The 24325-nt window shown below is 57.9% G+C and carries 20 protein-coding genes; 5 read left to right on the top strand and 15 right to left on the bottom strand.

Annotated features, from left to right (window positions below):
• Positions 1 to 80 precede the first annotated feature (80 nt).
• The 9 genes from sucD to sdhC all read right to left on the bottom strand — a co-directional run bounded on the left by sucD (position 81) and on the right by sdhC (position 11449).
• Complete coding sequence (gene sucD / locus KW837_RS01040) at positions 81 to 962, bottom strand: succinate--CoA ligase subunit alpha (RefSeq protein WP_123496133.1); 882 nt, start codon at positions 960 to 962, stop codon at positions 81 to 83.
• Positions 962 to 2128, bottom strand: a complete 1167-nt coding sequence (gene sucC, locus KW837_RS01035; protein WP_007898980.1) for an ADP-forming succinate--CoA ligase subunit beta — start codon at positions 2126 to 2128, stop codon at positions 962 to 964. Before sucC ends, sucD begins: the two co-directional genes overlap by 1 nt.
• 194 nt (positions 2129 to 2322) lie before the next feature.
• Complete coding sequence (gene lpdA, locus KW837_RS01030) at positions 2323 to 3759, bottom strand: dihydrolipoyl dehydrogenase (protein WP_123496131.1); 1437 nt, start codon at positions 3757 to 3759, stop codon at positions 2323 to 2325.
• A 110-nt stretch (positions 3760 to 3869) separates the two neighbouring features.
• The gene (gene odhB, locus KW837_RS01025) at positions 3870 to 5084 is read right to left on the bottom strand and encodes a 2-oxoglutarate dehydrogenase complex dihydrolipoyllysine-residue succinyltransferase (protein WP_218394212.1); all 1215 of its coding nucleotides are present in this window, start codon (positions 5082 to 5084) and stop codon (positions 3870 to 3872) included.
• Between the two features lie 42 nt (positions 5085 to 5126).
• Positions 5127 to 7958, bottom strand: a complete 2832-nt coding sequence (locus tag KW837_RS01020; protein ID WP_192345752.1) for a 2-oxoglutarate dehydrogenase E1 component — start codon at positions 7956 to 7958, stop codon at positions 5127 to 5129.
• A 262-nt stretch (positions 7959 to 8220) separates the two neighbouring features.
• Positions 8221 to 8925 (bottom strand): succinate dehydrogenase iron-sulfur subunit, encoded by a 705-nt coding sequence (locus KW837_RS01015; protein ID WP_007898989.1) that lies wholly within the window; start codon positions 8923 to 8925, stop codon positions 8221 to 8223.
• Between the two features lie 11 nt (positions 8926 to 8936).
• Positions 8937 to 10709, bottom strand: coding sequence for a succinate dehydrogenase flavoprotein subunit (gene sdhA / locus KW837_RS01010; protein WP_123496127.1), 1773 nt, complete (start codon positions 10707 to 10709; stop codon positions 8937 to 8939).
• Between the two features lie 3 nt (positions 10710 to 10712).
• Entirely contained in the window at positions 10713 to 11081 is a 369-nt protein-coding gene (gene sdhD / locus KW837_RS01005; RefSeq protein ID WP_052967227.1) for a succinate dehydrogenase, hydrophobic membrane anchor protein, read from the bottom strand.
• A complete protein-coding gene (sdhC, locus tag KW837_RS01000) occupies positions 11075 to 11449 on the bottom strand; it encodes a succinate dehydrogenase, cytochrome b556 subunit (RefSeq protein ID WP_032830362.1) in 375 nt (124 codons plus the stop codon). Before sdhC ends, sdhD begins: the two co-directional genes overlap by 7 nt.
• 362 nt (positions 11450 to 11811) lie before the next feature.
• Between sdhC and gltA the strand changes: the two genes are divergently transcribed.
• On the top strand, positions 11812 to 13101 hold the full coding sequence (gene gltA, locus KW837_RS00995; RefSeq protein ID WP_105339798.1) for a citrate synthase: 1290 nt from the start codon (positions 11812 to 11814) through the stop codon (positions 13099 to 13101).
• A 1003-nt stretch (positions 13102 to 14104) separates the two neighbouring features.
• Here gltA and KW837_RS00990 read toward each other — a convergent pair.
• The 3 genes from KW837_RS00990 to KW837_RS00980 form a co-directional block, all read right to left on the bottom strand.
• On the bottom strand, positions 14105 to 15763 hold the full coding sequence (locus KW837_RS00990; RefSeq protein WP_218394211.1) for a cation acetate symporter: 1659 nt from the start codon (positions 15761 to 15763) through the stop codon (positions 14105 to 14107).
• Complete coding sequence (locus tag KW837_RS00985; protein ID WP_008026759.1) at positions 15760 to 16071, bottom strand: DUF485 domain-containing protein; 312 nt, start codon at positions 16069 to 16071, stop codon at positions 15760 to 15762. Before KW837_RS00985 ends, KW837_RS00990 begins: the two co-directional genes overlap by 4 nt.
• 206 nt (positions 16072 to 16277) lie before the next feature.
• Positions 16278 to 17129 (bottom strand): glycine betaine ABC transporter substrate-binding protein, encoded by an 852-nt coding sequence (locus tag KW837_RS00980; RefSeq protein ID WP_123720738.1) that lies wholly within the window; start codon positions 17127 to 17129, stop codon positions 16278 to 16280.
• A gap of 286 nt (positions 17130 to 17415) precedes the next feature.
• On the opposite strand from KW837_RS00980, the gene KW837_RS00975 reads away from it, so the two are divergent.
• A complete protein-coding gene (locus KW837_RS00975; protein WP_218394210.1) occupies positions 17416 to 19011 on the top strand; it encodes a beta (1-6) glucans synthase in 1596 nt (531 codons plus the stop codon).
• A 121-nt stretch (positions 19012 to 19132) separates the two neighbouring features.
• On the opposite strand, the gene KW837_RS00970 is transcribed toward KW837_RS00975, so the two are convergent.
• Positions 19133 to 19501, bottom strand: a complete 369-nt coding sequence (locus KW837_RS00970; protein ID WP_192345749.1) for a hypothetical protein — start codon at positions 19499 to 19501, stop codon at positions 19133 to 19135.
• A 223-nt stretch (positions 19502 to 19724) separates the two neighbouring features.
• On the opposite strand from KW837_RS00970, the gene KW837_RS00965 reads away from it, so the two are divergent.
• Together KW837_RS00965 and KW837_RS00960 are read left to right on the top strand one after the other, a co-directional pair.
• Positions 19725 to 21023: a serine/threonine protein kinase gene (locus KW837_RS00965; RefSeq protein WP_192345748.1), complete on the top strand. Its 1299-nt coding sequence runs from the start codon at positions 19725 to 19727 to the stop codon at positions 21021 to 21023.
• Positions 21016 to 21804, top strand: coding sequence for a VacJ family lipoprotein (locus KW837_RS00960; protein WP_218394209.1), 789 nt, complete (start codon positions 21016 to 21018; stop codon positions 21802 to 21804). Before KW837_RS00965 ends, KW837_RS00960 begins: the two co-directional genes overlap by 8 nt.
• A 136-nt stretch (positions 21805 to 21940) precedes the next feature.
• On the opposite strand, the gene KW837_RS00955 is transcribed toward KW837_RS00960, so the two are convergent.
• The gene (locus KW837_RS00955) at positions 21941 to 22855 is read right to left on the bottom strand and encodes a DUF808 domain-containing protein (protein WP_218394208.1); all 915 of its coding nucleotides are present in this window, start codon (positions 22853 to 22855) and stop codon (positions 21941 to 21943) included.
• A gap of 134 nt (positions 22856 to 22989) precedes the next feature.
• Between KW837_RS00955 and KW837_RS00950 the strand changes: the two genes are divergently transcribed.
• Positions 22990 to 23595, top strand: a complete 606-nt coding sequence (locus KW837_RS00950; protein WP_030131738.1) for a TetR/AcrR family transcriptional regulator — start codon at positions 22990 to 22992, stop codon at positions 23593 to 23595.
• Positions 23596 to 23725: 130 nt separating this feature from the next.
• Here the strand turns inward: KW837_RS00950 and KW837_RS00945 are convergent, their stop codons facing one another.
• Complete coding sequence (locus KW837_RS00945) at positions 23726 to 24184, bottom strand: transposase (protein WP_218394207.1); 459 nt, start codon at positions 24182 to 24184, stop codon at positions 23726 to 23728.
• Positions 24185 to 24325 lie beyond the last annotated feature (141 nt).

Genomic DNA, 24325 nt, shown 5'->3' with positions numbered 1-24325 from the left:
CCGCAAACCCACCCCCCGGAAACGACAAAGGCCACCCGAAGGTGGCCTTTGTTTGGCGAAGCGTCAGTTAAGCGCGAGGCTTACTTGATCGCCCAACCGGTCAGCTCGGACAAAGCCTTGCCGATGTCTGCCAGCGAACGCACGGTTTTAACGCCTGCGTCTTCCAGGGCAGCAAACTTCTCGTCTGCAGTGCCTTTGCCGCCAGAGATGATTGCGCCAGCATGGCCCATGCGCTTGCCCGGAGGAGCAGTCACACCAGCGATGTAGGAAACAACCGGCTTGGTCACGTGTGCCTTGATGTAGGCAGCCGCTTCTTCTTCAGCCGAACCGCCGATCTCGCCGATCATCACGATCGCTTCGGTCTTCGGGTCTTCCTGGAACAGCTTCAGGATGTCGATGAAATTCGAACCCGGGATCGGGTCACCACCGATGCCGACGCAAGTCGACTGACCGAAACCGGCGTCAGTAGTCTGCTTCACAGCTTCGTAGGTCAGGGTGCCGGAACGGGAAACGATACCGACCTTGCCTGGCAAGTGAATGTGACCAGGCATGATGCCGATCTTGCATTCGCCTGGAGTGATCACGCCTGGGCAGTTAGGACCGATCAGGACTACGCCCAGCTCGTCGCACTTGACCTTGGCATCCAGCATGTCCAGGGTAGGAATGCCTTCAGTGATGCAAACGATCAGCTTGATGCCGCCGAAGGCTGCTTCCAGGATGGAGTCCTTGCAGAAAGGAGCTGGAACGTAGATCACGCTGGCGGTGGCGCCAGTGGCGGCTACAGCATCTTTCACGGTGTTGAACACTGGCAGACCCAGGTGTTCGGTGCCGCCTTTGCCTGGAGTTACACCACCAACCATCTTGGTGCCGTACTCGATGGCTTGCTGGGTGTGGAAACTACCTTGCGAACCGGTAATACCCTGGCAGATAACTTTGGTGTCTTTATTGATCAGGACGCTCATTATTTGCCCTCCGCAGCTTTGACAACTTGTTGAGCAGCGTCGGTCAGGCTGGTAGCAGCGATGATGTTCAAACCGCTTTCTGCCAGTACTTTAGCGCCCAGCTCAGCGTTGTTGCCTTCAAGGCGAACAACAACCGGGATTTTCACGCCGACTTCTTTCACAGCGCCGATGATGCCTTCGGCAATCATGTCGCAACGAACGATGCCGCCGAAGATGTTGACCAATACTGCAGCGACGTTAGTGTCGGACAGGATGATCTTGAACGCTTCGGTTACGCGTTCTTTGGTAGCACCGCCGCCCACGTCGAGGAAGTTGGCTGGTTTGCCGCCATGCAGGTTGACGATGTCCATGGTACCCATGGCCAGGCCAGCACCGTTGACCATGCAACCGATGTTGCCTTCCAGTGCTACGTAGTTCAGTTCGAACTTGGCAGCGTGCGCTTCGCGCGGATCGTCTTGCGACGGATCGTGGAAAGTCTTCAGCTTAGGCTGACGGTACATGGCGTTGGCGTCGATATTGATCTTGGCGTCGAGGCAATGCAGATCGCCGTCAGCCTTGATCACCAGCGGGTTCACTTCCAGCAGAGCCAGGTCGTGATCCTTGAACAGCTTGGCCAGACCTACGAAGATCTTGGCGAACTGAGCAACTTGCTTGCCTTCCAGACCCAGCTGGAATGCCAGCTCGCGACCCTGGAATGGCTGAGCGCCAACCAGTGGATCGATAGTGGCTTTCAGAATTTTTTCTGGAGTGTCGTGAGCGATTTTCTCGATGTCCACGCCACCTTCGGTGGAAGCCATGAACACGATGCGACGGCTCGAACGGTCAACGACAGCGCCCAGGTACAGCTCTTTAGCGATATCAGTGCACGACTCAACCAGGATCTTGGTGACTGGCTGGCCATTGGCATCAGTCTGGTAAGTCACCAGACGCTTGCCCAACCACTGTTGAGCGAATGCTTTGGCGTCTTCTTTGCTGCGAACCAGCTTTACGCCGCCCGCTTTACCGCGACCACCAGCGTGGACCTGGGCTTTGACAACCCACTCGGTGCCGCCGATTTTGTCGCAAGCTTCTGCTGCTGCTTCCGGGGTGTCTACTGCGTAGCCGGTGGAAACTGGCAGGCCGTATTCAGCGAACAGCTGCTTACCCTGATACTCGTGAAGATTCATGCTTATTACCGTCTTCGTTAGGTACTGCGCATTCGGTGCTGCACCGTTCTGGTGCCGCACCACCTGTGACTGCTGCTTGCGTAGCTTTCCAGTTACCCGGTGCAGCTACGCAAGACTGCGTCCAGCGGACATTCCGCGGTGAGTCTTGCACGCAAGGCTCACGACGGGCCGTACCGCCGTGGTTTCTTATTGTCTTAACGCTTCTTGCGGTTGGCGATGTGGATGGCACCGCCATTCACAGCCAAAGCTGCTTCGTGCAAGGCTTCAGACAGGGTCGGATGGGAGAAAACCATCATGCCCAGGTCTTCAGCGCTGGTGCCGAATTCCATACCGATCGCGCCCTGCTGAACCAGTTCTGCAGCGCTCGGGCCAATCACGTGGACGCCCAATACGCGGTCAGTCTTGGCATCGGCAATGACTTTCACGAAACCGCCGGTGTCGTTGGCTGCCATGGCACGGCCACTGGCTGCGAACGGGAAGGTGCCAACGTTAACTTCAACGCCTTCAGCCTTCAAGGCCTGCTCGGTTTTGCCGACCCACGCGATTTCCGGGTGAGTATAAATAACTGACGGGATCAAGTCATAGTTCATCTGGGCTTTGTGGCCCTTGATGCGCTCGACAACCATGATGCCCTCTTCCGAGGCCTTGTGTGCCAGCATCATGCCGCGAACCACGTCACCGATGGCGTAAACGCCCGGTACAGTGGTGGCGCAGTGATCGTCAACGTGCACGAAACCGCGCTCGTCCAGGGTCACACCGCAATCAGCAGCCAGCAAATCAGTGGTCACCGGACGGCGACCAACGGCTACGATCAGCTTGTCGAAAGTGATGTTCTGTTCGCCGTTGGCATCGGTGTAGTTCACAACGACTTCGTCGCCGTTCACTTTGGAACCGGTAACGCGAGCGCCCAGCTTGATGTCCAGACCTTGTTTGGTCAGGGTTTTCAGCGCTTCCTTGGAAACGGCAGCGTCAGCGGCCATCAGGAAGGTGTCCAGCGCTTCTAGAACGGTAACTTCTGCACCCAGACGGGACCAGACCGAACCCAGTTCCAGACCGATCACGCCAGCGCCAATCACGCCCAGACGTTTTGGAACCGATTGGAATTCCAGCGCGCCAGTCGAATCAACAATCACATTCTGGTCGACAGGAGCCGGTGGAATGTCGATCGGACGCGAACCTGGAGCCAGAATCACGTTCTCGGCTTCAATGATTTCTACCGAACCGTCAGGCTTGGTGACTTCGACTTTCTTGCCGGCCAGCAGTTTGCCGTGGCCCTGGATCGAGGTCACACCGTTTGCCTTGAACAGGGTGGCAACACCCGAGGTCAGGCCTTTGACGATGTTGGCTTTACGGCCGACCATTGCTGGCACGTCCATGGTCACGCCAGCGTGGTTGATACCGTGGATCGCGAAGCCGTCTTGGGCTTCGTGGAACTTCCAGGAGCTGTCCAGCAGCGCCTTGGATGGAATGCAGCCGACGTTCAGGCAAGTACCGCCGAGGGCCAGTTTGCCTTCCTTGTCGGTGTATTTCTCGATGCAGGCAGTGGAGAGGCCCAATTGCGCTGCTTTAATGGCAGCCACGTAGCCGCCAGGGCCCGCGCCAATCACTACCACGTCGAATTTCTGAGTCATGTGTCATTCCTTCTCGAATCAAACCGGACGGCCCCTTTTGGGGACCGTCGTGGGACGAAGCTGGTCATTACAGAAGGGCCGTCCATCGCTGAACGGCCCGCGCAACGAAATCAGATATCCAGCAGCAAACGAGCCGGGTCTTCCAGCAGGTTCTTGATGGTAACCAGGAAGGTCACAGCTTCTTTGCCGTCGATCAAACGGTGATCGTAGGACAGAGCCAGGTACATCATCGGACGGATAACGACTTGGCCGTTGATCGCCATAGGACGCTGCAGAATGTTGTGCATGCCCAGGATGGCCGCTTGTGGCGGGTTGACGATCGGAGTCGACATCATCGAACCGAAGGTACCACCGTTGGTGATGGTGAACGTACCACCGGTCATTTCGTCCATCGACAGCTTGCCGTCACGAGCCTTCTTGCCGAAGGTGGCGATGCCGCCTTCGATTTCAGCCAGGCTCATCAGTTCGGCGTTACGCAGAACCGGTACAACCAGGCCGCGGTCGCTGGAAACAGCAACACCGACGTCGGCGTAGCCGTGGTAAACGATGTCAGCACCGTCGATCGACGCGTTGACAGCCGGGAAGCGTTTCAGCGCTTCGGTGGCAGCCTTGACGAAGAACGACATGAAGCCCAGGCGCACGCCGTTGTGGGACTTCTCGAACAGATCCTTGTACTTCGAACGCAGGGCCATGACTTCGGTCATGTCGACTTCGTTGAAAGTGGTCAGCATTGCCATGTTCGATTGAGCTTCAACCAGACGCTTGGCAACGGTGGCCCGCACGCGGGTCATCGGTACGCGCTTCTCGATGCGATCGCCGGCAGCGAACACTGGAGCAGCAGCGGCAGGCGCAGCAGCCTTGGCAGGCGCGGCAGCCGGAGCGGCTTTCTTGGCAGCTACAGCGGCAACAACGTCTTCCTTGGTCACACGACCGCCTTTGCCAGTACCGGCAACGGAAGCGATGTTGATGCCGTTTTCTTCAGCCAGCTTGCGAGCAGCCGGTGCAGCAACAGGATCGTCTTCGCCCGCTTCGGCAGGAGCAGCGGCAGCGGCAGGTGCAGCAGCGGCAGGAGCAGCGGCGGCAGCACTGCCCTCACCGATGGAGCCCAGAACTTCGTCGGACAGAACGGTGTCGCCTTCGTTCTTGACGATAGCGCCCAGCACGCCATCAGCGGTGGCCAACACTTCCAGTACGACTTTGTCAGTTTCGATGTCGACGATCAGTTCGTCACGCTTGACGGCGTCGCCCGGTTTTTTGTGCCAGGTGGCAACGGTGCCATCGGCAACCGATTCCGGGAAAGTGGGGGCTTTGATTTCGATAGCCATTATCTGTGGGTCCTTAAATTCGGTTTCAGGTGCGCGAAGGCGTTAAACAGTAAAGGCGTCTTGCAGCAGTTGTTCCTGCTGCTCAGCGTGCATCGATGCATAACCACAAGCAGGTGCAGCAGAAGCCTCACGGCCCGCGTACTCGAGTACGAGAGACTTGTTGAGCGTACTGATGCTACGACGCAAGTGGTGTTGGCTGCAGTACCAGGCACCCTGGTTCATCGGCTCTTCCTGACACCAAACGGCATGCTTGGCGTTGGTGTAAGGAGCCAGGACTTCTTTCAGGTCGTCCTCAGGGAATGGGTACAGCTGCTCGATACGCACGATGGCGATGTCATCACGACCTTCGGCACGGCGTTTTTCCAGCAGGTCGTAGTAGACCTTGCCGCTACACAGAACAACGCGCTCGACCTTTTTCGGGTCCAGGGCATCGATTTCCGGGATAACGGTCTGGAACGAACCTTCGGCCAGATCTTCCAGGGTCGAGATGGCCAGTTTGTGACGCAGCAGCGACTTCGGAGTCAGGACGATCAACGGCTTGCGCAGCGGGCGAATCACCTGACGACGCAGCAAGTGGTAGATCTGAGCCGGGGTGGTCGGGACGGCAACCTGAACGTTGTGCTCGGCGCACAGTTGCAGGTAACGCTCCAGGCGGGCCGAAGAGTGCTCCGGACCCTGACCTTCATACCCGTGCGGCAGCAGCATGGTCAGACCGCAGAGACGGCCCCACTTGTGCTCGCCACTGGTGATGAACTGGTCGATAACCACTTGGGCACCGTTGGCGAAGTCGCCGAACTGTGCTTCCCAGATCACCAACGCCTCAGGCGTGGTGGTCGAGTAACCGTATTCGAACGCCAGCACGGCTTCTTCGGACAGGAACGAATCGTACAGGTCGAAACGTGGCTGGCCCTTGTACAGGTTTTGCAGCGGGACGTAGGTACCCGCGTCTTTCTGGTTGTGCAAGACAGCGTGACGGTGCGAGAACGTACCGCGACCGATGTCCTGACCCGTCATGCGAATCGGGTGACCTTCGAACGCCAGGGTCGCGTACGCCATGGTTTCGGCGTAACCCCAGTTGATCGGCAGGCCGCCGGCTTGCATTTTCTGACGGTCTTCGTAGATTTTCGAGACCTGGCGCTGAACCACGAAGCCTTCCGGAATTTCCAGCAGCTTGGCGGACAGTTCCTGCAAGGTTTTCAGATCGAAGCGAGTGTCGTGACGCGCGGTCCAGGCGTGGCCCAGATACGGACGCCAATCCACGAACAACTCTTTGTTCGGCTCTTTGACCAGGCTTTTTACCACGTGCAGGCCGTTGTCCAGCGCATTGCGGTATTCGTCGACTTTCGCCTGAACACGCTCTGCGTCCAGCACACCGCTCTGGGTCAGACGATCGGCATACAGCTCACGGGTGGTGCGCTGTTTGGTGATCTGCTGATACATGATTGGCTGGGTGCCGCTAGGCTCGTCGGCCTCGTTGTGGCCGCGACGACGGTAGCAGACCATGTCGATTACCACGTCACGCTTGAACTGCATGCGGTAGTCGATGGCCAGCTGGGTCACGAACAACACGGCTTCCGGATCATCACCATTCACATGGAGAATCGGCGCCTGGATCATCTTCGCAACGTCGGTCGCGTACTCGGTGGAGCGCGAGTCCAGCGGGTTGCTGATGGTGAAACCGACCTGGTTGTTGATCACGATGTGCACGGTGCCGCCGGTCTTGAAACCGCGGGTCTGCGACATCTGGAAGGTTTCCATGACCACACCTTGACCGGCGAATGCCGCGTCACCGTGGATGGAGATCGGCAGAACCTTCTCGCCGGTAGGGTCGTTACGACGATCCTGACGGGCGCGAACCGAACCCTCGACCACCGGGGAAACGATTTCCAGGTGTGAAGGGTTGAAGGCCATGGCCAGGTGAACTTCACCACCGGTGGTCATCACGTTGGACGAGAAGCCCTGGTGATACTTGACGTCACCGGAACCCAGCTCGACCTTCTTCTTGCCTTCGAACTCGTCGAACAGCTCGCGCGGGTTCTTGCCGAAGGTGTTGACCAGTACGTTGAGACGGCCACGGTGGGCCATGCCGATCACGATTTCCTTGGTGCCGTAGGAGCCGGAACGCTGGATCAGCTCGTCGAGCATCGGAATCAGGCTCTCGCCGCCTTCCAGACCGAAACGCTTGGTACCCGGGTATTTGGTCCCGAGGTATTTTTCCAGGCCTTCGCCAGCGGTGACGCGCTCAAGCAGGTGGCTCTTGATGTCGACGGAGTACGTGGGACGGCCGCGCACGCTTTCCAGACGCTGCTGGAACCACTGACGCTGCTCGGAATCGGTGATATGCGTAAATTCAGCGCCGATGGTGCGGCAATATGTCTGCTGCAACGCTTCGTGAATTTCGCGTAGGCTCGCCTCCTCTTTGCCGATGAACAGGTCGCCGGCACGGAAGGTCGTATCAAGATCGGCATTGGTCAAGCCGTAATGATTGATTGACAGGTCTGCAGGTGCAGGACGCTGCCACAGCCCCAGCGGGTCAAGCTGGGCTGCCTGGTGGCCACGCATACGGTAGGCCTGGATCAATCGCAGCACTTCAACTTGCTTCTTCTCGTGCTCACTGCTCACGCTACCGGCGGAAACCGGTTGGGCGCGGCGCTGGTTCTTTGCCAGCAAGACGAAATGATCGCGAATTGTGGAGTGCGAAACATCGGTGACAGGGTTGCCATCAGCAGGCAACTTCTGGAAGTAGGTGCGCCACTCTTCTGGCACAGCGTTAGGGTCGTGCAGGTAGAGCTCGTAGAGCTCTTCCACATAGGCAGCGTTACTACCGGATAGGTAGGCGCTGTTCCACATGCGCTGCATCACGCTTTCTTGCATGCTTGGTCACCCTCGGTTAGGGGAACACCACCGGCGTCGACACCGAGCAAACTTGCAGAAGTCCGAATGCAGCGACTAAAACAAGCCACTTAGGATCACGCTGATAGTCCGGGTACCAGCCCGGATGCCCCTGCTTGTCTCATTTCTTCAAAATAAGAGCGGCAGCCTTTTAAGCTGCTGCTCAGGTTAAAACTACGGCGCCGGTTGAAGCCTGCGCCGTAGCATCTACGGGTACAGCGGTCCTACGGGTACAGCAGCTGAATCACACGCCGCTTTGCAGCAACATGTTACGGATGTGACCGATGGCCTTAGTCGGGTTCAGGCCTTTCGGACAAACGTTGACGCAGTTCATGATGCCCCGGCAGCGGAATACGCTGAACGGGTCATCCAGCGAAGCCAGACGCTCGGATGTCTTGTTGTCGCGGCTGTCTGCCAGGAAGCGATAGGCTTGCAGCAGAGCAGCCGGACCCAGGAACTTGTCCGGGTTCCACCAGAAGGACGGGCACGAAGTCGAGCAGCAAGCGCACAGGATGCACTCGTACAGACCGTCGAGCTTTTCACGCTCTTCAGGGGACTGCAGACGCTCGATGGCCGGAGCCGGCGTGTCGTTCTGCAGGTATGGCTTAACCTTTTCATATTGCTTGTAGAAGATGCTCATATCGACGACCAGGTCACGGATAACCGGCAAACCTGGCAGCGGACGAACGATCAGCTTGTTACGTTTAACGACGGCAGACAGCGGCGTGATGCATGCCAGACCGTTTTTGCCGTTGATGTTCATGCCGTCGGAACCGCAAACACCTTCACGGCAAGAGCGACGATAGGAGAAACCTTCGTCCTGCTCTTTGATCAGGGCCAGCACGTCCAGCACCATCAGGTCTTTACCACCGGTATCAACCTGGAATTCCTGCATGAACGGCGCAGCGTCCTGATCAGGGTTGTAACGATAAACACTGACTTGCAACATGGCGGCCACCCTTAATAAGTCCGAATCTTAGGTTCAAAAGTCGGAACAGTCTTCGGCGAGAAGTTCACAGCACGCTTGGTAACGCGCTTGTCACCCGGGAAGTACAGGGTGTGGCACAGCCAGTTTTCATCGTCACGGTCTTCGAAGTCTTCACGGGCGTGAGCACCGCGGGACTCTTTGCGCACTTCTGCAGCGATGGCAGTGGCTTCGGCCACTTCCAGCAGGTTCTGCAGTTCCAGCGCTTCGATACGCGCCGTGTTGAACGCCTGGCTCTTGTCGTTGATCTTGACGTTGGCGATGCGCACGCGCAGATCAGCCAGCTGAGCAATACCCTTCTGCATGTATTCGCCGGTACGGAACACACCGAAGTAGTTCTGCATGCAGCTTTGCAGTTCGCGACGCAGGGTTGCCACGTCTTCACCTTCGGTACGCTCGTTCAGAGCGGACAGACGTGCCAGGGCAGCGTTGATGTCGGCGTCGGTGGCGTCATCGTATTCGATACCGTCGCTCAGCGCTTTTTCCAGGTGCAGGCCGGCAGCGCGGCCGAATACCACCAGGTCAAGCAGCGAGTTGCCGCCCAGACGGTTGGCGCCGTGAACCGATACGCACGCCACTTCACCCACTGCGAACAGGCCAGGGATGATTTCGTCGACGCCTTCGTCGTTCTGGGTGATTGCCTGACCGTGAATGTTGGTCGGAACGCCGCCCATCATATAGTGGCAGGTCGGAACGACCGGAACCGGAGCAACAACAGGGTCAACGTGTGCGAAAGTCTTGGACAGTTCGCAGATGCCTGGCAGACGGCTGTGCAGCACTTCCTCGCCCAAGTGGTCGAGTTTGAGCATTACGTGGTCGCCATTCGGACCGCAACCGTTGCCGGCGATGATCTCTTTAACCATCGAACGGGCAACAACGTCACGACCGGCAAGGTCTTTGGCGTTCGGAGCATAACGCTCCATGAAACGCTCGCCGTGCTTGTTGATCAGGTAACCACCTTCACCACGGCAACCTTCGGTAACCAGTACACCGGCGCCGGCGATGCCGGTCGGGTGGAACTGCCACATTTCGATGTCTTGTACCGGTACGCCGGCACGCAGCGCCATACCAACGCCGTCACCGGTATTGATCAGGGCGTTGGTGGTCGAAGCGTAGATACGACCTGCACCGCCGGTGGCCAGTACGGTAGCCTTGGCGCGGATGTAGGTGGTTTCGCCGGTTTCGATGCAGATGGCAATCACGCCGACGAATGCGCCGTCCTGGTTCTTCACCAGATCAACAGCGTAGTACTCGTTAAGGAACGTGGTGCCGGCTTTCAGGTTGCCCTGATAAAGGGTGTGCAGCAGCGCGTGACCGGTACGGTCGGACGCGGCACAGGTACGGGCGGCCTGGCCACCTTTACCGTAATCCTTCGACTGACCGCCGAATGGACGCTGGTAGATGCGGCCCTGTTCGGTACGGGAGAACGGCAGACCCATGTGGTCCAGTTCGAAAACTGCAGCCGGGCCTTCCTGACACATGTATTCGATAGCGTCCTGGTCACCGATGTAATCGGAACCCTTGACGGTATCGTACATGTGCCAGCGCCAATCATCGTTCGGATCAGCGGACGCGATGGCGCAGGTGATGCCACCCTGGGCCGATACGGTGTGCGAACGGGTCGGGAAAACCTTGGTGATCACGGCAGTCTTGTGACCGCCTTGTGCCAGTTGCAGCGCTGCGCGCATGCCGGCACCGCCGCCACCAATAATGATGGCGTCGAAAGAAATCGTTGGAATGTTAGCCATGGATCAGATACCCCAGAGAATCTGCACACCCCAGACGAAGTAAGCGAACATCGCAACGCCGCATACTGCCTGGAAAAGGAAACGTACTGCAGTCGCGGACTTGCCCAGCGCCATCGGCGTCAGGTAGTCAGTCGCGATAGTCCACATGCCGACCCAGGCGTGAGCGCCCAGGGCTACAAGGGCCAGCAGACTGAAGATACGCATCCAGTTGCTTGCGAACAGTTCGTGCCATTGGGTGTAGCCAATGCCAGGATTCGCAACGAGGTATCCGATCAGGAAGATGAAATAAGCCGCGAGAACGACCGCAGACACACGCTGTGCCATCCAGTCATAGAGGCCCGAACGCGACAGGTTCGTAACGCTGGTTACCATATCCAAACTCCCGCCAGAACGATCAACACCGCAGATACGGCGATAATGATTTGCGAGCCCAGTTTGCCGCCTTCCAGCGTCTCACCGATGCCCATATCCATAATCAAATGGCGCACACCGGCTACCAGGTGATACAGAAGAGCGGACAGGAGGCCCCATGCTACGAACTTGGCCAGCGGGCTGGTCAAGCATGCCTTCACCTCGGCAAAACCTTCCTCGGAACCCAGAGACTTGCCCAATGCATAAAGCATGAAGCCAAGGCCCAGGAAGAGGATGATGCCGGAAACACGGTGAAGAAACGACGTAACGCCGGTGATGGGGAGTTTGATGGTCCTTAGGTCTAGGTTTACAGGTCGTTGGCTTTTCACGGCTTTTTTTCACACTGAAGAGCCCCTAACAATCAGGGCAAAGTTGTTGGGGAGTGCACTGGTCAGGTAACCACCACCCAGGGATGCGACCCCCAATAAAGCAGGCCCAAAAGCCCCTGGCGGTCGGTGGCCGAGTATAGACAGTTAGGCTACTAATGACAACGCGTTCACCTTCCCCTAATAGCTGATTGCACAAGTGACATAAAAGGCGTAAATGGCAGTCAATTTCGAGGAAAAAGTCCGGTTAAAGCCTTCTGGAGCAAGACTTTAGGCAAATTGACATTCGAATTTATCTCACTATAGTGGTGCGGGCCCTGCGTGGGGGGTCTGTCTGATGATTTCAAGCATAAATAGGAGGCCACATGGCTGACAAAAAAGCGCAGTTGATCATCGAGGGCGCAGCCCCCGTCGAGCTGCCCATTTTAACCGGCACCGTTGGTCCCGATGTTATCGACGTTCGGGGCCTGACGGCCACGGGCCGTTTCACCTTTGACCCTGGTTTCATGTCGACTGCCTCCTGCGAGTCGAAGATCACCTATATCGACGGCGACAACGGCATTTTGCTGCACCGCGGCTACCCGATCGAACAGCTGGCTGAAAAGTCGGACTACCTGGAAACCTGCTATCTGCTGCTCAATGGCGAATTGCCGACCGCAGAACAAAAGGCCCAGTTCGTCGGCACCGTGAAGAACCACACCATGGTTCACGAGCAATTGAAGACCTTCTTCAACGGCTTCCGTCGCGACGCCCACCCGATGGCCGTCATGTGCGGCGTAGTGGGCGCCCTCTCGGCCTTCTACCACGACTCCCTCGACATCAATAACCCGCAGCATCGCGAAATCTCCGCGATCCGCCTGGTTGCCAAGATGCCGACCCTGGCCGCAATGGTTTACAAGTACTCCATGGGCCAACCCATGATGTACCCGCGCAACGACCTGTCGTACGCGGAAAACTTCCTGCACATGATGTTCAACACCCCGTGCGAGATCAAACCGATCAGCCCGGTACTCGCCAAGGCCATGGACCGGATCTTCATCCTCCATGCCGACCACGAGCAGAACGCATCGACTTCTACCGTACGTCTGGCCGGCTCGTCGGGTGCCAACCCGTTCGCCTGTATCGCCGCCGGTATCGCTGCACTGTGGGGCCCTGCCCACGGCGGTGCGAACGAAGCCGTTCTGACCATGCTTGACGAGATTGGCGATGTTTCGAACATCGACAAGTACATCGCCAAGGCCAAGGACAAGAACGATCCGTTCAAACTGATGGGCTTCGGTCACCGGGTTTACAAAAACCGCGACCCTCGTGCCACCGTCATGAAGCAGACCTGCGACGAAGTACTGAAAGAACTGGGCATCACCAACGATCCGCAACTCGAACTGGCTATGCGCCTGGAAGAGATCGCCCTGACCGATCCGTACTTCATCGAACGCTCGCTGTACCCGAACGTCGACTTCTACTCGGGGATCATCCTCAAGGCGATCGGCATTCCAACCAGCATGTTCACCGTGATCTTCGCTCTGGCGCGGACTGTCGGCTGGATTTCCCACTGGAAAGAAATGCTCTCCAGCCCGTACAAGATTGGCCGTCCGCGTCAGCTGTACACTGGCTATGAGTCGCGTGATATCACCCGGCTTGAAGACCGCAAATAAGACCTGTCTTGCGATAACGTCTTAAGTTGCACCGGAAACGGCCTCTATAAATAGAGGCCGTTTTTGTTTGTGCCTGACGTTGAGTTACGCGGCAGCCTGAGGGCCGACCGGGCTCTGTGGTTGTGTACATATCCGTTTCTTCGGTTGCGCCGGCTGGCGGTTCCGCTCTTACAGCGGGTCACTTTGGAAAAGCGCCAAAGTAACCAAAGCGCTCTTGCCCCTTTCGTTCGGTGCCTCGCCCAGGCTCGGCATGCCCTCGCTCCGGTCCTGCCCCGTGGGCCCGCCGCGATCGGCCATCCATGGCCGGGCGCGGCTAACCCGGCATCCATGCCGGGTTGCCCACTGCGCAGAACCTCCACTCGGCCTCTCGAGGGGGCGGTGCATCAAGATCAAAAGCTGCAGGCGAGCTAACGCTCGGCCTATAGAGTGGTGAAAAAAAGAGCGGATGGCTCTGATTTTGGATGTGCTCTGATTTTTTGTGGGAGCGGGCTTGCTCGGGAAGCTGTTGATCTTGCTGTTGCTTTGGCTTTTGATCTTGATCTTGATCTCGCCCCTTTCCCAGAGGCCGAACGCAGGCGTTGCGTAGGGGGCACCGCGGCAAGGATGCCGCGGTAGCCGCCCCCCGGAGCAATGCCTTCGTTATGGCATGCCGAGCCTAAGCGAGGCACCGAATGGAGGGGCAAGAGCGCTTTGGTTACTTTCGCGCTTTTCCAAAGTGACTCGCTGTAAAAGCGAAACCGCCAGCGGCCGTGACCGCAGAAACGGATATGTACACAATCAAATAGCCTGGTCGACTATCAGGCAGCCTTCGCGGGCAAGCCTCGCTCCTACAAGGGCGGGCGATAACCGCCAGCCGACGCTACCGCAGAAACGGATATATACACGATCAAAGAGCAGGCCACCTCCGCGGAAAAATCATACAGAGTCCGATAACCGCCCAATAAAAAATGCCCCGATCTCTCGACCGGGGCATTCGTTTTAACGCAGCTTATATATAGAAGCCTCAGTGCGAAACCGCCCCGCTCGCCCCCAACCCGGTCTGCGAACGAACAAACTGCGGGAAGAACAGCGCGCGTTCGTTCACACCTTCGGCGGACTTGTCAGTGACCGAGAAGAACCAGATCCCGACAAACGCAATGGCCATGGAGAACAGCGCCGGGTATTCATACGGGAAGATCGCCTTCTCGTGACCCAAGATCTGCACCCAGATGGTTGGCCCCAACACCATCAAGCCAACTGCACTGACCAGACCCAGCCAGCCGCCGATCATCGCACCGCGAGTCGTCAGCTTCTTCCAGTACATGGAAAGCAGCAGTACCGGGAAGTTACAGCTCGCCGCGATGGAGAACGCCAGGCCCACCATGAACGCGATGTTCTGCTTCTCGAACAGAATACCCAAGCCGATCGCCAGCACCGCCAGAGCGATGGTGGTGATTTTCGAGACACGGATCTCGTCCTTCTCGTTGGCCTTGCCCTTCTTGATCACACTGGCGTACAGATCATGGGACACCGCCGAAGCACCGGCCAGGGTCAGACCAGCCACCACCGCCAGGATGGTTGCGAACGCCACCGCCGAGATGAAGCCCAGGAAGATACTGCCACCCACCGCGTTGGCCAAATGCACCGCCGCCATGTTGTTGCCGCCCATCAGCGCGCCAGCCGCATCTTTGAAGGCCGGATTGGTGCTGACCAGCAGAATCGCGCCGAAGCCGATGATGAAGGTCAGGATGTAGAAGTAGCCAATGAAGCCGGTTGCATACAGCACGCTTTTACGCGCTTCTTTAGCGTCACTCACGGTGAAGAAGCGCATCAGGATGTGCGGCAGGCCAGCGGTACCGAACATCAGTGCCAGGCCGAGGGAGAACGCCGAGACCGGATCCTTCACCAGACCGCCCGGGCTCATGATCGCTTCACCTTTAGGGTGAACCTTGATCGCCTCGGAGAACAGCGCGTTGAAGTCGAAGTTGACGTATTTCATCACCATCAGTGCCATGAACGAGGCACCGGACAGCAACAGCACCGCCTTGATGATCTGCACCCAAGTGGTCGCCAGCATGCCGCCGAACAGCACGTACAGGCACATCAGGATACCGACCAGGATCACCGCAACGTGATAGTCGAGACCGAACAGCAGCTGAATCAGCTTGCCAGCACCCACCATTTGCGCAATCAGGTAGAAAGCCACCACCACCAGCGAACCGCAAGCCGACAGCGAGCGGATCTGGGTCTGCCCAAGGCGGTAGGACGCCACGTCGGCAAAGGTGTACTTGCCCAGGTTGCGCAGGCGCTCGGCGATCAGGAACAGAATGATCGGCCAGCCCACCAGGAAGCCGATCGAGTAGATCAGGCCATCGTAGCCAGAGGTAAACACCAGGGCGGAAATACCCAGGAAGGATGCCGCGGACATGTAGTCACCGGCAATCGCCAAGCCGTTCTGGAAACCGGTGATCTTGCCGCCCGCCGCATAGTAGTCGGCGGCCGAGTTGTTTTTCTTGGAAGCCCAGTAAGTGATACACAGGGTTGCACCCACGAATGCCACGAACATCAGGATCGCGGAAATGTTGAGTGGTTGTTTCTGTACCGCACCCGTCAGGGCTTCAGCCGCCCAGACGCCAGGTGCAAAGGCTGCGATGCTCAATAGAGCCATTAGACGCCGGATCATTGCTGAGCCTCCTTGAGAATCGCATTGTTCAAGTCGTCGAATTCGCCATTGGCGCGTCGCACGTAAATGCCCGTCAGGATAAAGGCCGAAACGATCAGCCCGACACCGATCGGAATGCCCCAAGTAATTGAGGACTCGGGGCTGATTTTTGCGCCCAGGATATGCGGTCCGTAAGCAATCAAAAGAATGAATCCGGAGTACAGCCCAAGCATGATCGCTGAAAGAATCCAGGCGAATCGTTCTCTCTTGCTGACCAGCTCCTTGAAGCGCGGGCTGTTCTGAATCGAGAGGTAAATGCTGTCGTTCATTGTTTTTATCCTCGCAGCACAGATTTAGTTGGAACGGTATCCACTCTATGCGGCTGCCGGACAGGTTCCAGACGACCTTAGTATTAGAACGACATGACAGAGTCGCCATTTCTCATGCATGCGTTAAACACATAAAAAAGCAAAAGGCCCCTTGGCATAAATGCCAAGGGGCCTCGAGAGCTGCTGACTAGACGCGTCAGGTCAAATCACTTGGTCCAGTCGGCAACGCGATCCGGGTGTTTAGCCACCCAATCCTTCGCTGCTGCTTCAGGCTTGGCGCCGTCCTGAATCGCCAACATGACTTCGCCGATTTCGTCTTTCGATGCCCATTGGAAGTTCTTCAGGAACTTCGCAACTTCCGGCGCCTTGGTTGCCAGCTCTTTGCTACCGATGCTGTTCACGGTTTCAGCCGCGCCATAAACGCCTTTCGGGTCGTCCAGGAAGCGCAGTTTCCACTTGGCGAACATCCAGTGCGGCACCCAACCGGTGACGGCAATGGATTCGTTTTTCTTCTCGGCACGGGTCAGCTCGGCAATCATGCCGGCGCCGGAACTGGCCTTGAGGGTATAGCCGTCCAGGCCATAGTCCTTGATCGCCTGCTCGGACTTGAGCATCACGCCTGAACCGGCATCGATACCGACGATACGATTTTTGAAGCTGTCGTCGGTTTTCAGATCGGCAATAGACTTGGCCTTGACGTACTCCGGCACGATCAGGCCGATTTTTGCATCCTTGAAGTTCGGGCCGTAATCGACGACCTGATCCTTGTTCTTGGTCCAGTATTCACCGTGAGTCACGGGCAGCCACGCCGACAGCATGGCGTCGAGCTTGCCAGTGGCCACACCCTGCCACATGATCCCGGTGGCAACCGCTTGCAGCTTCACGTCATAACCGAGTTTCTGTCTGATCACTTCCGCGGCCACGTTGGTCGTGGCGACGCTGTCCGACCAGCCGTCTACATAACCGATCGTCACTGCCTTGCCTTCAGCACTGGCCATCGTAGAACTGATCGCCAGCACCAAAGCGGCACCTGCGCCCAAGAGTCGTCGCATCTTCATCGTTACTTCCCCGAAAGTGCTGCGCTCGACGGATGCCGAGCCGCTCAACGTATTGTTATGGTGCACAGCGCCCCCATCACGCCTCACCGCAAACTCGTTCAAACATCAGCGGAGTACTGACGATTGGATGATCAACCTGACGCCCACTGCGACCTGCTCTGCCAGCGACCTCAAGGCATCGAGAAACGACATCAGAAGGCCATTAATTGCAACCGTCGCAAATCCATCCGCCACCCCGCCTGAACTTTGCATGTCAAAATTATGCGGGCCACCAAGCGCGGGACAAATGCAGGTAACATGCGCGGCTTTGTTCCCAGACGGCCTGACCATGCCCGCGACATCCCGCTTTCCTCTTCTTGCTTATTTATTTGCCTGCCTGCTGGGGCTTTTTGCCCTTGGTGGCTTCTGGTATGGACTCGGCAAACCGGTGATCCTGCCGGACGTGGCCAGCGCAACACACAAGCTGCAATGCGCCTCCTACACCCCGTTCGACAAAGACCAGTCGCCGTTCGATGTGCCGTTCAAACTGCGCCCCGAGCGCATGGACGCCGACCTCGCACTGCTGGCAACCCGTTTCGAATGCATCCGTACTTATTCCATGACCGGCCTGGAGGCCCTGCCCGACCTCGCACGCAAGCACGGCTTGAAGCTGATGATCGGCGCCTGGGTCAACAGCAACCCGGTGGACACCGCCAAGGAGGTCGACCTGCTGATCGCCTCGGCCAATGCCAACGCCGATGTAGTGACCTCGGTGATCGTAGGTAATGAAACCCTGCTGCGCAAGGAAGTCACCGGCGCACAGTTGGCAACGCTGATTAACAAGGTCAAAAGTCAGGTCAAACAACCGGTGACCTACGCCGACGTCTGGGAGTTCTGGCTCAAGCATCCCGAAATCGCTCCGGCGGTGGACTTCCTGACCATTCATTTGCTGCCGTACTGGGAAGACGATCCATCAAACATCGACGCTGCATTGCAGCATGTGGCCGAAGTGCGTCAGGTGTTCGGCAACAAATTTGCGCCCAAAGACGTGATGATTGGCGAAACCGGCTGGCCGAGCGAAGGCCGTCAGCGCGAAACCGCGTTGCCGAGCCGAGTCAACGAAGCCAGGTTCATTCGTAGCTTTGTGATCATGGCCGAACAGCAAGGCTGGCATTACAACCTGATCGAGGCATTCGACCAGCCCTGGAAACGCGCCAGCGAAGGTGCGGTCGGGGGTTACTGGGGATTGTTCGACGCCGATCGTCAGGATAAGGGCGTGCTGGCCGGGCCGGTCTCGAACGTGCCGTACTGGTCGCAATGGCTGGCGCTGGGTGGCTTGATCTTCATCGGCACACTGATCCTCGGCGGTCGCGTTCGCAGCACCCGCGCGGCGTTGGTGCTGCCACTGCTCGGCGCGTTGGCGGCCTGTTCGATGGGTGCCTGGGGCGATCTGGCTCGGGTCACCACACGGTTTGCCAGTGAATGGCTGTGGGTCGCTTTGCTGACGGGGTTGAATCTGTTGGTGCTGGCCCATGCCGCGCTGGCCTTGAGCGCTCGTACCGGCTGGCGTGAACGCGCCTTCAATGCACTGGAGCGTCGCGCTGGCTGGTGGCTGGCAGCGGCAGGTTTTGCCGCGGCGGTGATGATGCTGGAGCTGGTGTTCGATCCGCGTTATCGCAGCTTCCCGAGTGTTGCGTTCATCCTGCCGGCGCTGGTGTACCTGTGCCGTCCGGTCAGTGTGCCGCGCCGGGAAATTGCCCTGCTGACCTTCATCATCGGCGCCGGCATTGCGCCGCAACTGTATCAAGAAGGTTTGCAGAACCAGCAGGCCTGGGGTTGGGCGCTGGTGAGTGTGTTGATGGTGGCGGCGTTGTGGCGCAGCTTGCGGGTTCGCAAGGGCTGATCTTCAGCGTGCTTGCGGGCCTCTTCGCGGGCAAGCCTCGCTCCTACAGATTTATTTCGACCGTGATAATTGCGAACGACTCTAAACTGTAGGAGCGAGGCTTGCCCGCGAAGGCTGCCCATCAGGCGCTACGAGAAGCCCGAACCAGACGCAATGCAGCAATCACCACCGCAAACACCGCCAACGTGGTGTTGTACAACGCCAGCGCCGGAAACCCGAACACCAGCGCCAGCACCGCCAGCCACCACCCCGCTCGCCCTGGTAGAACAAAACCAATCACGGCGGCAGCCAATGCTACCCAGCCCAGAACCTTGAAATGAATCATCAAACCGAGATTCGAACGAATCTGGCATTCCCAACGACTGGCCTCATCCACGCAGATGCCGACCCATTGCGCATCCTCCATAAAGCCATAACGCGCGCCATAACTGGCGGCCAGCCATAACGGCAGAAGAACGAGCAACAGGATCACAGGCAGACGGCGGGACATGCAACACTCCAATAAACGAAATCGGCGGCCAGCTTAATCCCCCGCCCGCGGTAAGCAAGTGACATCAACAGATAACTGTTCATCAAATAGCTGCAAAGTGTATCGTCCAGCTACCGTTGCTCCGAAATCAGGCCTGATTGGTGCCCGTCATGGCACTTTGGCGCAAATCCTGTGGTCATAGCCTGCGAACTTCATCCGGCACCTTCCTCTAAGGGATCTAGTCATGCTCCGTTCCTTGCGCTGCGCCGCCCTGTTTGGCGGCTTGATTTTAAGTGCGTCCGCACTGGCGGCCGACATTGATGCCGCCAGTTACGGCTACCCCCTGACCAACCCGTTCGAGGCGACTATCGCCACGACACCGCCGGAGTTACGCCCGGAGTTGCCGCTGGACGACGATATCAATCAGGAGGATCGCAGCGTCACATTGCGCCCGGAGCGTGAATTCAGCCTGCCGGACAACTTCTGGCCGGTGAAGAAACTCACCTACCGCATCGCCACGCAAGATCAAGCGGCACCGTTGATCTTCCTGATCTCCGGCACGGGTGCACGCTATGACAGCACCCTCAACGAGTACCTGAAAAAGCTCTACTACAAGGCCGGCTATCACGTGGTGCAGCTGTCGTCGCCGACCAGCTTCGACTTCATGACCGCCGCCTCGCGCTTCGCCACCCCCGGCGTGACCAAGGAAGATGCCGAAGACATGTACCGGGTAATGCAGGCCGTTCGGGCGCAGAACCCGAAGCTGCCGGTCACCGATTATTTCCTGACCGGTTACAGCCTTGGCGCACTGGATGCGGCATTTGTCGCGCACCTGGATGAAACCCGTCGCAGCTTCAATTTCAAGAAAGTCTTGCTGCTCAACCCACCGGTCAACCTTTACACCTCGGTCACCAACCTGGACAAGCTGGTACAGACAGAGGTAAAGGGCATCAACAACAGCACCACCTTCTATGAACTGGTACTGGACAAACTGACCCGCTACTTCCAGCAGAAGGGCTACATCGACCTCAACGACGCCCTGCTCTACGACTTCCAGCAGTCCAAGCAGCACTTGAGCAACGAACAGATGGCCATGCTGATTGGCACTTCGTTCCGTTTCTCTGCAGCGGACATCGCCTTCACCTCGGACCTGATCAACCGCCGCGGCCTGATCACGCCACCGAAATACCCGATCACCGAAGGCACCACCCTCACGCCGTTCCTCAAACGCGCGCTGCAATGCGACTTCGACTGCTACCTGACCGAACAGGTCATTCCGATGTGGCGCGCCCGCACCGATGGCGGCAGCCTGCTGCAACTGATCGATCAGGTCAGCCTGTATGCACTCAAGGATTACCTGCACGACAGCCCGAAAATCGCCGTCATGCACAACGCCGACGACGTGATCCTCGGCCCTGGCGACCTGGGGTTTCTGCGCCGGACCTTTGGCGACCGTTTGACTGTTTATCCATTGGGCGGCCATTGCGGCAACCTCAACTATCGCGTCAACAGCGACGCCATGCTGGAGTTTTTCCGTGGCTAAATACCCCCTGCTGATCGCAGCGTTACTCTGTGCAGGCGTCGCCAACGCCGACAACAGCAAAGCCAACGCACCTGTGGTGGTCGATAGTGACGGCTTCAAGGAACCGCTGAGCAAACTCAAATTCAACCCGGGGCTGGATCAGCGCGAGTTCGAACGTTCGACGCTCAACGCGCTGAACGTCTACGACCCGCTGGAAGAATGGAACCGCCGCGTCTACCACTTCAACTACCGTTTCGACCAATGGGTGTTCCTGCCCGTGGTCAACGGCTATCGCTACATCACCCCAAGTTTCCTGCGCACCGGCGTCAGCAACTTCTTCAACAACGTCGGCGATGTGCCAAACCTGGTGAACAGTTTGCTGCAATTCAAAGGTCAGCGTTCGATGGAAACCACCGCGCGCCTGCTGCTCAACACCACCATCGGTGTCGCCGGCCTGTGGGACCCGGCCACCGCCATGGGGCTGCCGCGCCAGAGCGAAGACTTCGGTCAGACACTGGGCTTCTACGGCGTACCGGGCGGTGCCTATTTCGTGCTGCCGATCCTCGGCCCGTCGAACCTGCGCGACACCGCGGGCCTGGTAGTGGATTACACCGGCGAATCGGCGATCAACTTCTTGAACGTGGCCGAAGTCAGCTCCAACCATCCGGAAGTCTGGGCACTTCGCGTCATCGACAAGCGCTATCAGAACAGCTTCCGCTATGGTCAGCTGAATACGCCGTTCGAGTATGAAAAAGTGCGTTACGTGTACACCGAGTCGCGCAAGCTGCAGGTCGCCGAGTAATTGCATCGGCAACACCACAAAACAAATGTGGGAGCGGGCTTGCTCGCGAAGGCGGTATAACAGTCAACATTGATGCTGAATGTTATTACCTCTTCGCGAGCAAGCCCGCTCCCACACTTGATCGTATTGCCAGGCTTCAACCTTTGACTGCTTTCCAGGTCTTGCTCACCGCCATCACTCCCACCAACACCGCCGCACCCGCCACAATCCCGGCCACCGCATTCAGCAACGTCGGCACGATAAACCCGGCCCCACCAGCACTCGCGCTGACACTCTCGATCCAGTGATGAACCACCGGCACACCATGGGTCAGAATCCCGCCGCCGACCAAGAACATCGCCGCGGTGCCGATCACCGACAGGCTTTTCATCATGTACGGCGCTGCACGCAGAATCCCGCCGCCGATGCTTTTGGCCATTTGCCCAGGCTTCTGGGTCAGCCACAGACCGAGGTCGTCGAGCTTGACGATGCCAGCCACCAGGCCGTAGACGCCGATGGTCATGACGATGGCGATGCCCGAGAGCACGATCACTTGCTGGGTCAGCGAAGCGGCAGCCACGGTGCCCAGGGTGATGGCGATGATTTCCGCCGAGAGAATGAAGTCGGTACGGATCGCCCCTTTGATCTTGTCCTTCTCGAACGCCACCAGGTCGACCGCCGGGTTGGCCACGGCCTCGACCAGCTCTGCGTGTTCGGCCTGATCTTCAGCTTTGCTGTGGAGGAATTTGTGGGCGAGTTTCTCGAAGCCTTCAAAGCACAGGTAAGCGCCACCGACCATCAATAACGGCGTGACCAGCCACGGAATGAACGCACTGATGGCCAAGGCCGACGGCACCAGGATCAGTTTGTTGAGGAACGAACCCTTGGCCACGGCCCACACCACCGGGATTTCCCGCTCGGCACGCACGCCGGAAACCTGCTGGGCATTGAGCGCCAGATCGTCACCAAGCACGCCGGCGGTCTTCTTCGCGGCCATTTTGGTCATCAACGCCACATCGTCCAGTACGGTGGCGATGTCGTCGATCAGCACCAGCAAACTGCTTCCTGCCATGAATCAGGTTTCCTTCTTGAATGAATGGCGCGCAGCATAGCGCGACCCGAGGCTACACGGGGCATTCTTGAGCGCCGCGCGAGGCCGGTGCTACCATGCGCAACCGCCAGAACAGGCAAGGAACTCCTTGGTTTATGAGCACCATCCGCGAGCGCAACAAAGAACTGATCCTGCGTGCCGCCAGTGAAGAATTTGCCGACAAGGGCTTCGCTGCGACCAAAACCAGTGACATCGCGGCCAAGGCCGGGCTGCCCAAGCCTAACGTCTACTACTACTTCAAATCCAAGGAAAATCTCTACCGCGAGGTCCTGGAAAGCATCATCGAGCCAATCCTGCAGGCCTCGACGCCGTTCAACGCCGACGGCGTGCCCAGCGAAGTGCTGAGCGGCTACATTCGCTCGAAAATCCGCATCTCCCGTGACCTGCCCTTCGCCTCCAAAGTGTTCGCCAGCGAAATCATGCACGGCGCCCCGCACCTGAGCCCCGACCTGGTCGAGCAGCTCAACGGCCAGGCGAGGCACAACATCGACTGCATCCAGACCTGGATCGACCGCGGCCAGATCGCCCCGATCGACCCCAACCACCTGATGTTCAGCATCTGGGCCGCGACCCAGACCTATGCCGACTTCGACTGGCAGATCTCTGCGGTTACCGGTAAAGCCAAGCTGGATGAGGCCGACTATGAAGCGGCGGCGCAGACGATTATCCGGTTGGTGCTTAAGGGGTGTGAGCTGGACTGATAGACTGAGCGAACCCCAATCGCGAGCAAGCCCGCTCCCACAGGTTCGGTGGTGTACACAAAATATGTGAACACCCTCAATCCTTGTGGGAGCGGGCTTGCCCGCGATGAAGGCGACTCTATCTAAATTCTTAAAGCCAGATGGCATCCCACAACGGATAGTCGCCAAGCCGCTCTACAAGACCTGCCCGCAATGGATTGGCCACTACATACCGTGCCATCTTCACCAAGTCTTCTTCTCGCCTCAATGCCCGGTCGTGATAGCCCTGCTGCCAAAGTGGTCCGTTCCTGTTACTGGAAATATTCACCTCCCGCGTAATCAGTGACTTGGTTTGACGCATCAGGTTACTGAGCGAACATTTCTCCAACTCGACAAGCCAATGGAAGTGATCAGGCATAACCACCCATGCCAGTGAATTCACTAACCCCGTGTTCTGTGCTTGGCGAAATTGATGAACAACCAACCTGCCCAATGCGAAATCCGCAAATACCGGCTCGCGATCAAGTGTATTGGTAGTCAGTAAGTAGATTCGATTAGGTTCGGCATAGCGCCCCTTTCTTAGGCGATGTGAAGCAGGAAGATCAGGCAATCCGTTGCCCCTTCATGATGGATTCATCAGAAGACTAGACCTCAGCGGCCCATAGACCGCGACAGTCCGTTATCCAGATGTGTCCATGAGGCCGCCATCGCGGGCAAGCCCGCTCCCACAAGGATCGAAAGTGTTCACAGA

It is taken from the genome of Pseudomonas sp. PDM24 (assembly GCF_019218905.1).
In the GTDB taxonomy this organism is placed as follows: Bacteria; Pseudomonadota; Gammaproteobacteria; order Pseudomonadales; family Pseudomonadaceae; genus Aquipseudomonas.
The sequence above is the reverse complement of the archived record's forward strand: the minus strand, read 5'-3'. Positions and strand labels throughout refer to the sequence as shown.

Excerpts from the sequence above, each read along its gene's own strand:
- sucD (WP_123496133.1), bottom strand. The coding sequence starts at position 962 with ATGAGCGTCCTGATCAATAAAGACACCAAAGTTATCTGCCAGGGTATT.
- sucC (WP_007898980.1), bottom strand. The coding sequence starts at position 2,128 with ATGAATCTTCACGAGTATCAGGGTAAGCAGCTGTTCGCTGAATACGGC.
- lpdA (WP_123496131.1), bottom strand. The coding sequence starts at position 3,759 with ATGACTCAGAAATTCGACGTGGTAGTGATTGGCGCGGGCCCTGGCGGC.
- odhB (WP_218394212.1), bottom strand. The coding sequence starts at position 5,084 with ATGGCTATCGAAATCAAAGCCCCCACTTTCCCGGAATCGGTTGCCGAT.
- KW837_RS01020 (WP_192345752.1), bottom strand. The coding sequence starts at position 7,958 with ATGCAAGAAAGCGTGATGCAGCGCATGTGGAACAGCGCCTACCTATCC.
- KW837_RS01015 (WP_007898989.1), bottom strand. The coding sequence starts at position 8,925 with ATGTTGCAAGTCAGTGTTTATCGTTACAACCCTGATCAGGACGCTGCG.
- sdhA (WP_123496127.1), bottom strand. The coding sequence starts at position 10,709 with ATGGCTAACATTCCAACGATTTCTTTCGACGCCATCATTATTGGTGGC.
- sdhD (WP_052967227.1), bottom strand. The coding sequence starts at position 11,081 with ATGGTAACCAGCGTTACGAACCTGTCGCGTTCGGGCCTCTATGACTGG.
- gltA (WP_105339798.1), top strand. The coding sequence starts at position 11,812 with ATGGCTGACAAAAAAGCGCAGTTGATCATCGAGGGCGCAGCCCCCGTC.
- KW837_RS00990 (WP_218394211.1), bottom strand. The coding sequence starts at position 15,763 with ATGATCCGGCGTCTAATGGCTCTATTGAGCATCGCAGCCTTTGCACCT.
- KW837_RS00985 (WP_008026759.1), bottom strand. The coding sequence starts at position 16,071 with ATGAACGACAGCATTTACCTCTCGATTCAGAACAGCCCGCGCTTCAAG.
- KW837_RS00980 (WP_123720738.1), bottom strand. The coding sequence starts at position 17,129 with ATGAAGATGCGACGACTCTTGGGCGCAGGTGCCGCTTTGGTGCTGGCG.
- KW837_RS00975 (WP_218394210.1), top strand. The coding sequence starts at position 17,416 with ATGCAGGTAACATGCGCGGCTTTGTTCCCAGACGGCCTGACCATGCCC.
- KW837_RS00970 (WP_192345749.1), bottom strand. The coding sequence starts at position 19,501 with ATGTCCCGCCGTCTGCCTGTGATCCTGTTGCTCGTTCTTCTGCCGTTA.
- KW837_RS00965 (WP_192345748.1), top strand. The coding sequence starts at position 19,725 with ATGCTCCGTTCCTTGCGCTGCGCCGCCCTGTTTGGCGGCTTGATTTTA.
- KW837_RS00955 (WP_218394208.1), bottom strand. The coding sequence starts at position 22,855 with ATGGCAGGAAGCAGTTTGCTGGTGCTGATCGACGACATCGCCACCGTA.
- KW837_RS00950 (WP_030131738.1), top strand. The coding sequence starts at position 22,990 with ATGAGCACCATCCGCGAGCGCAACAAAGAACTGATCCTGCGTGCCGCC.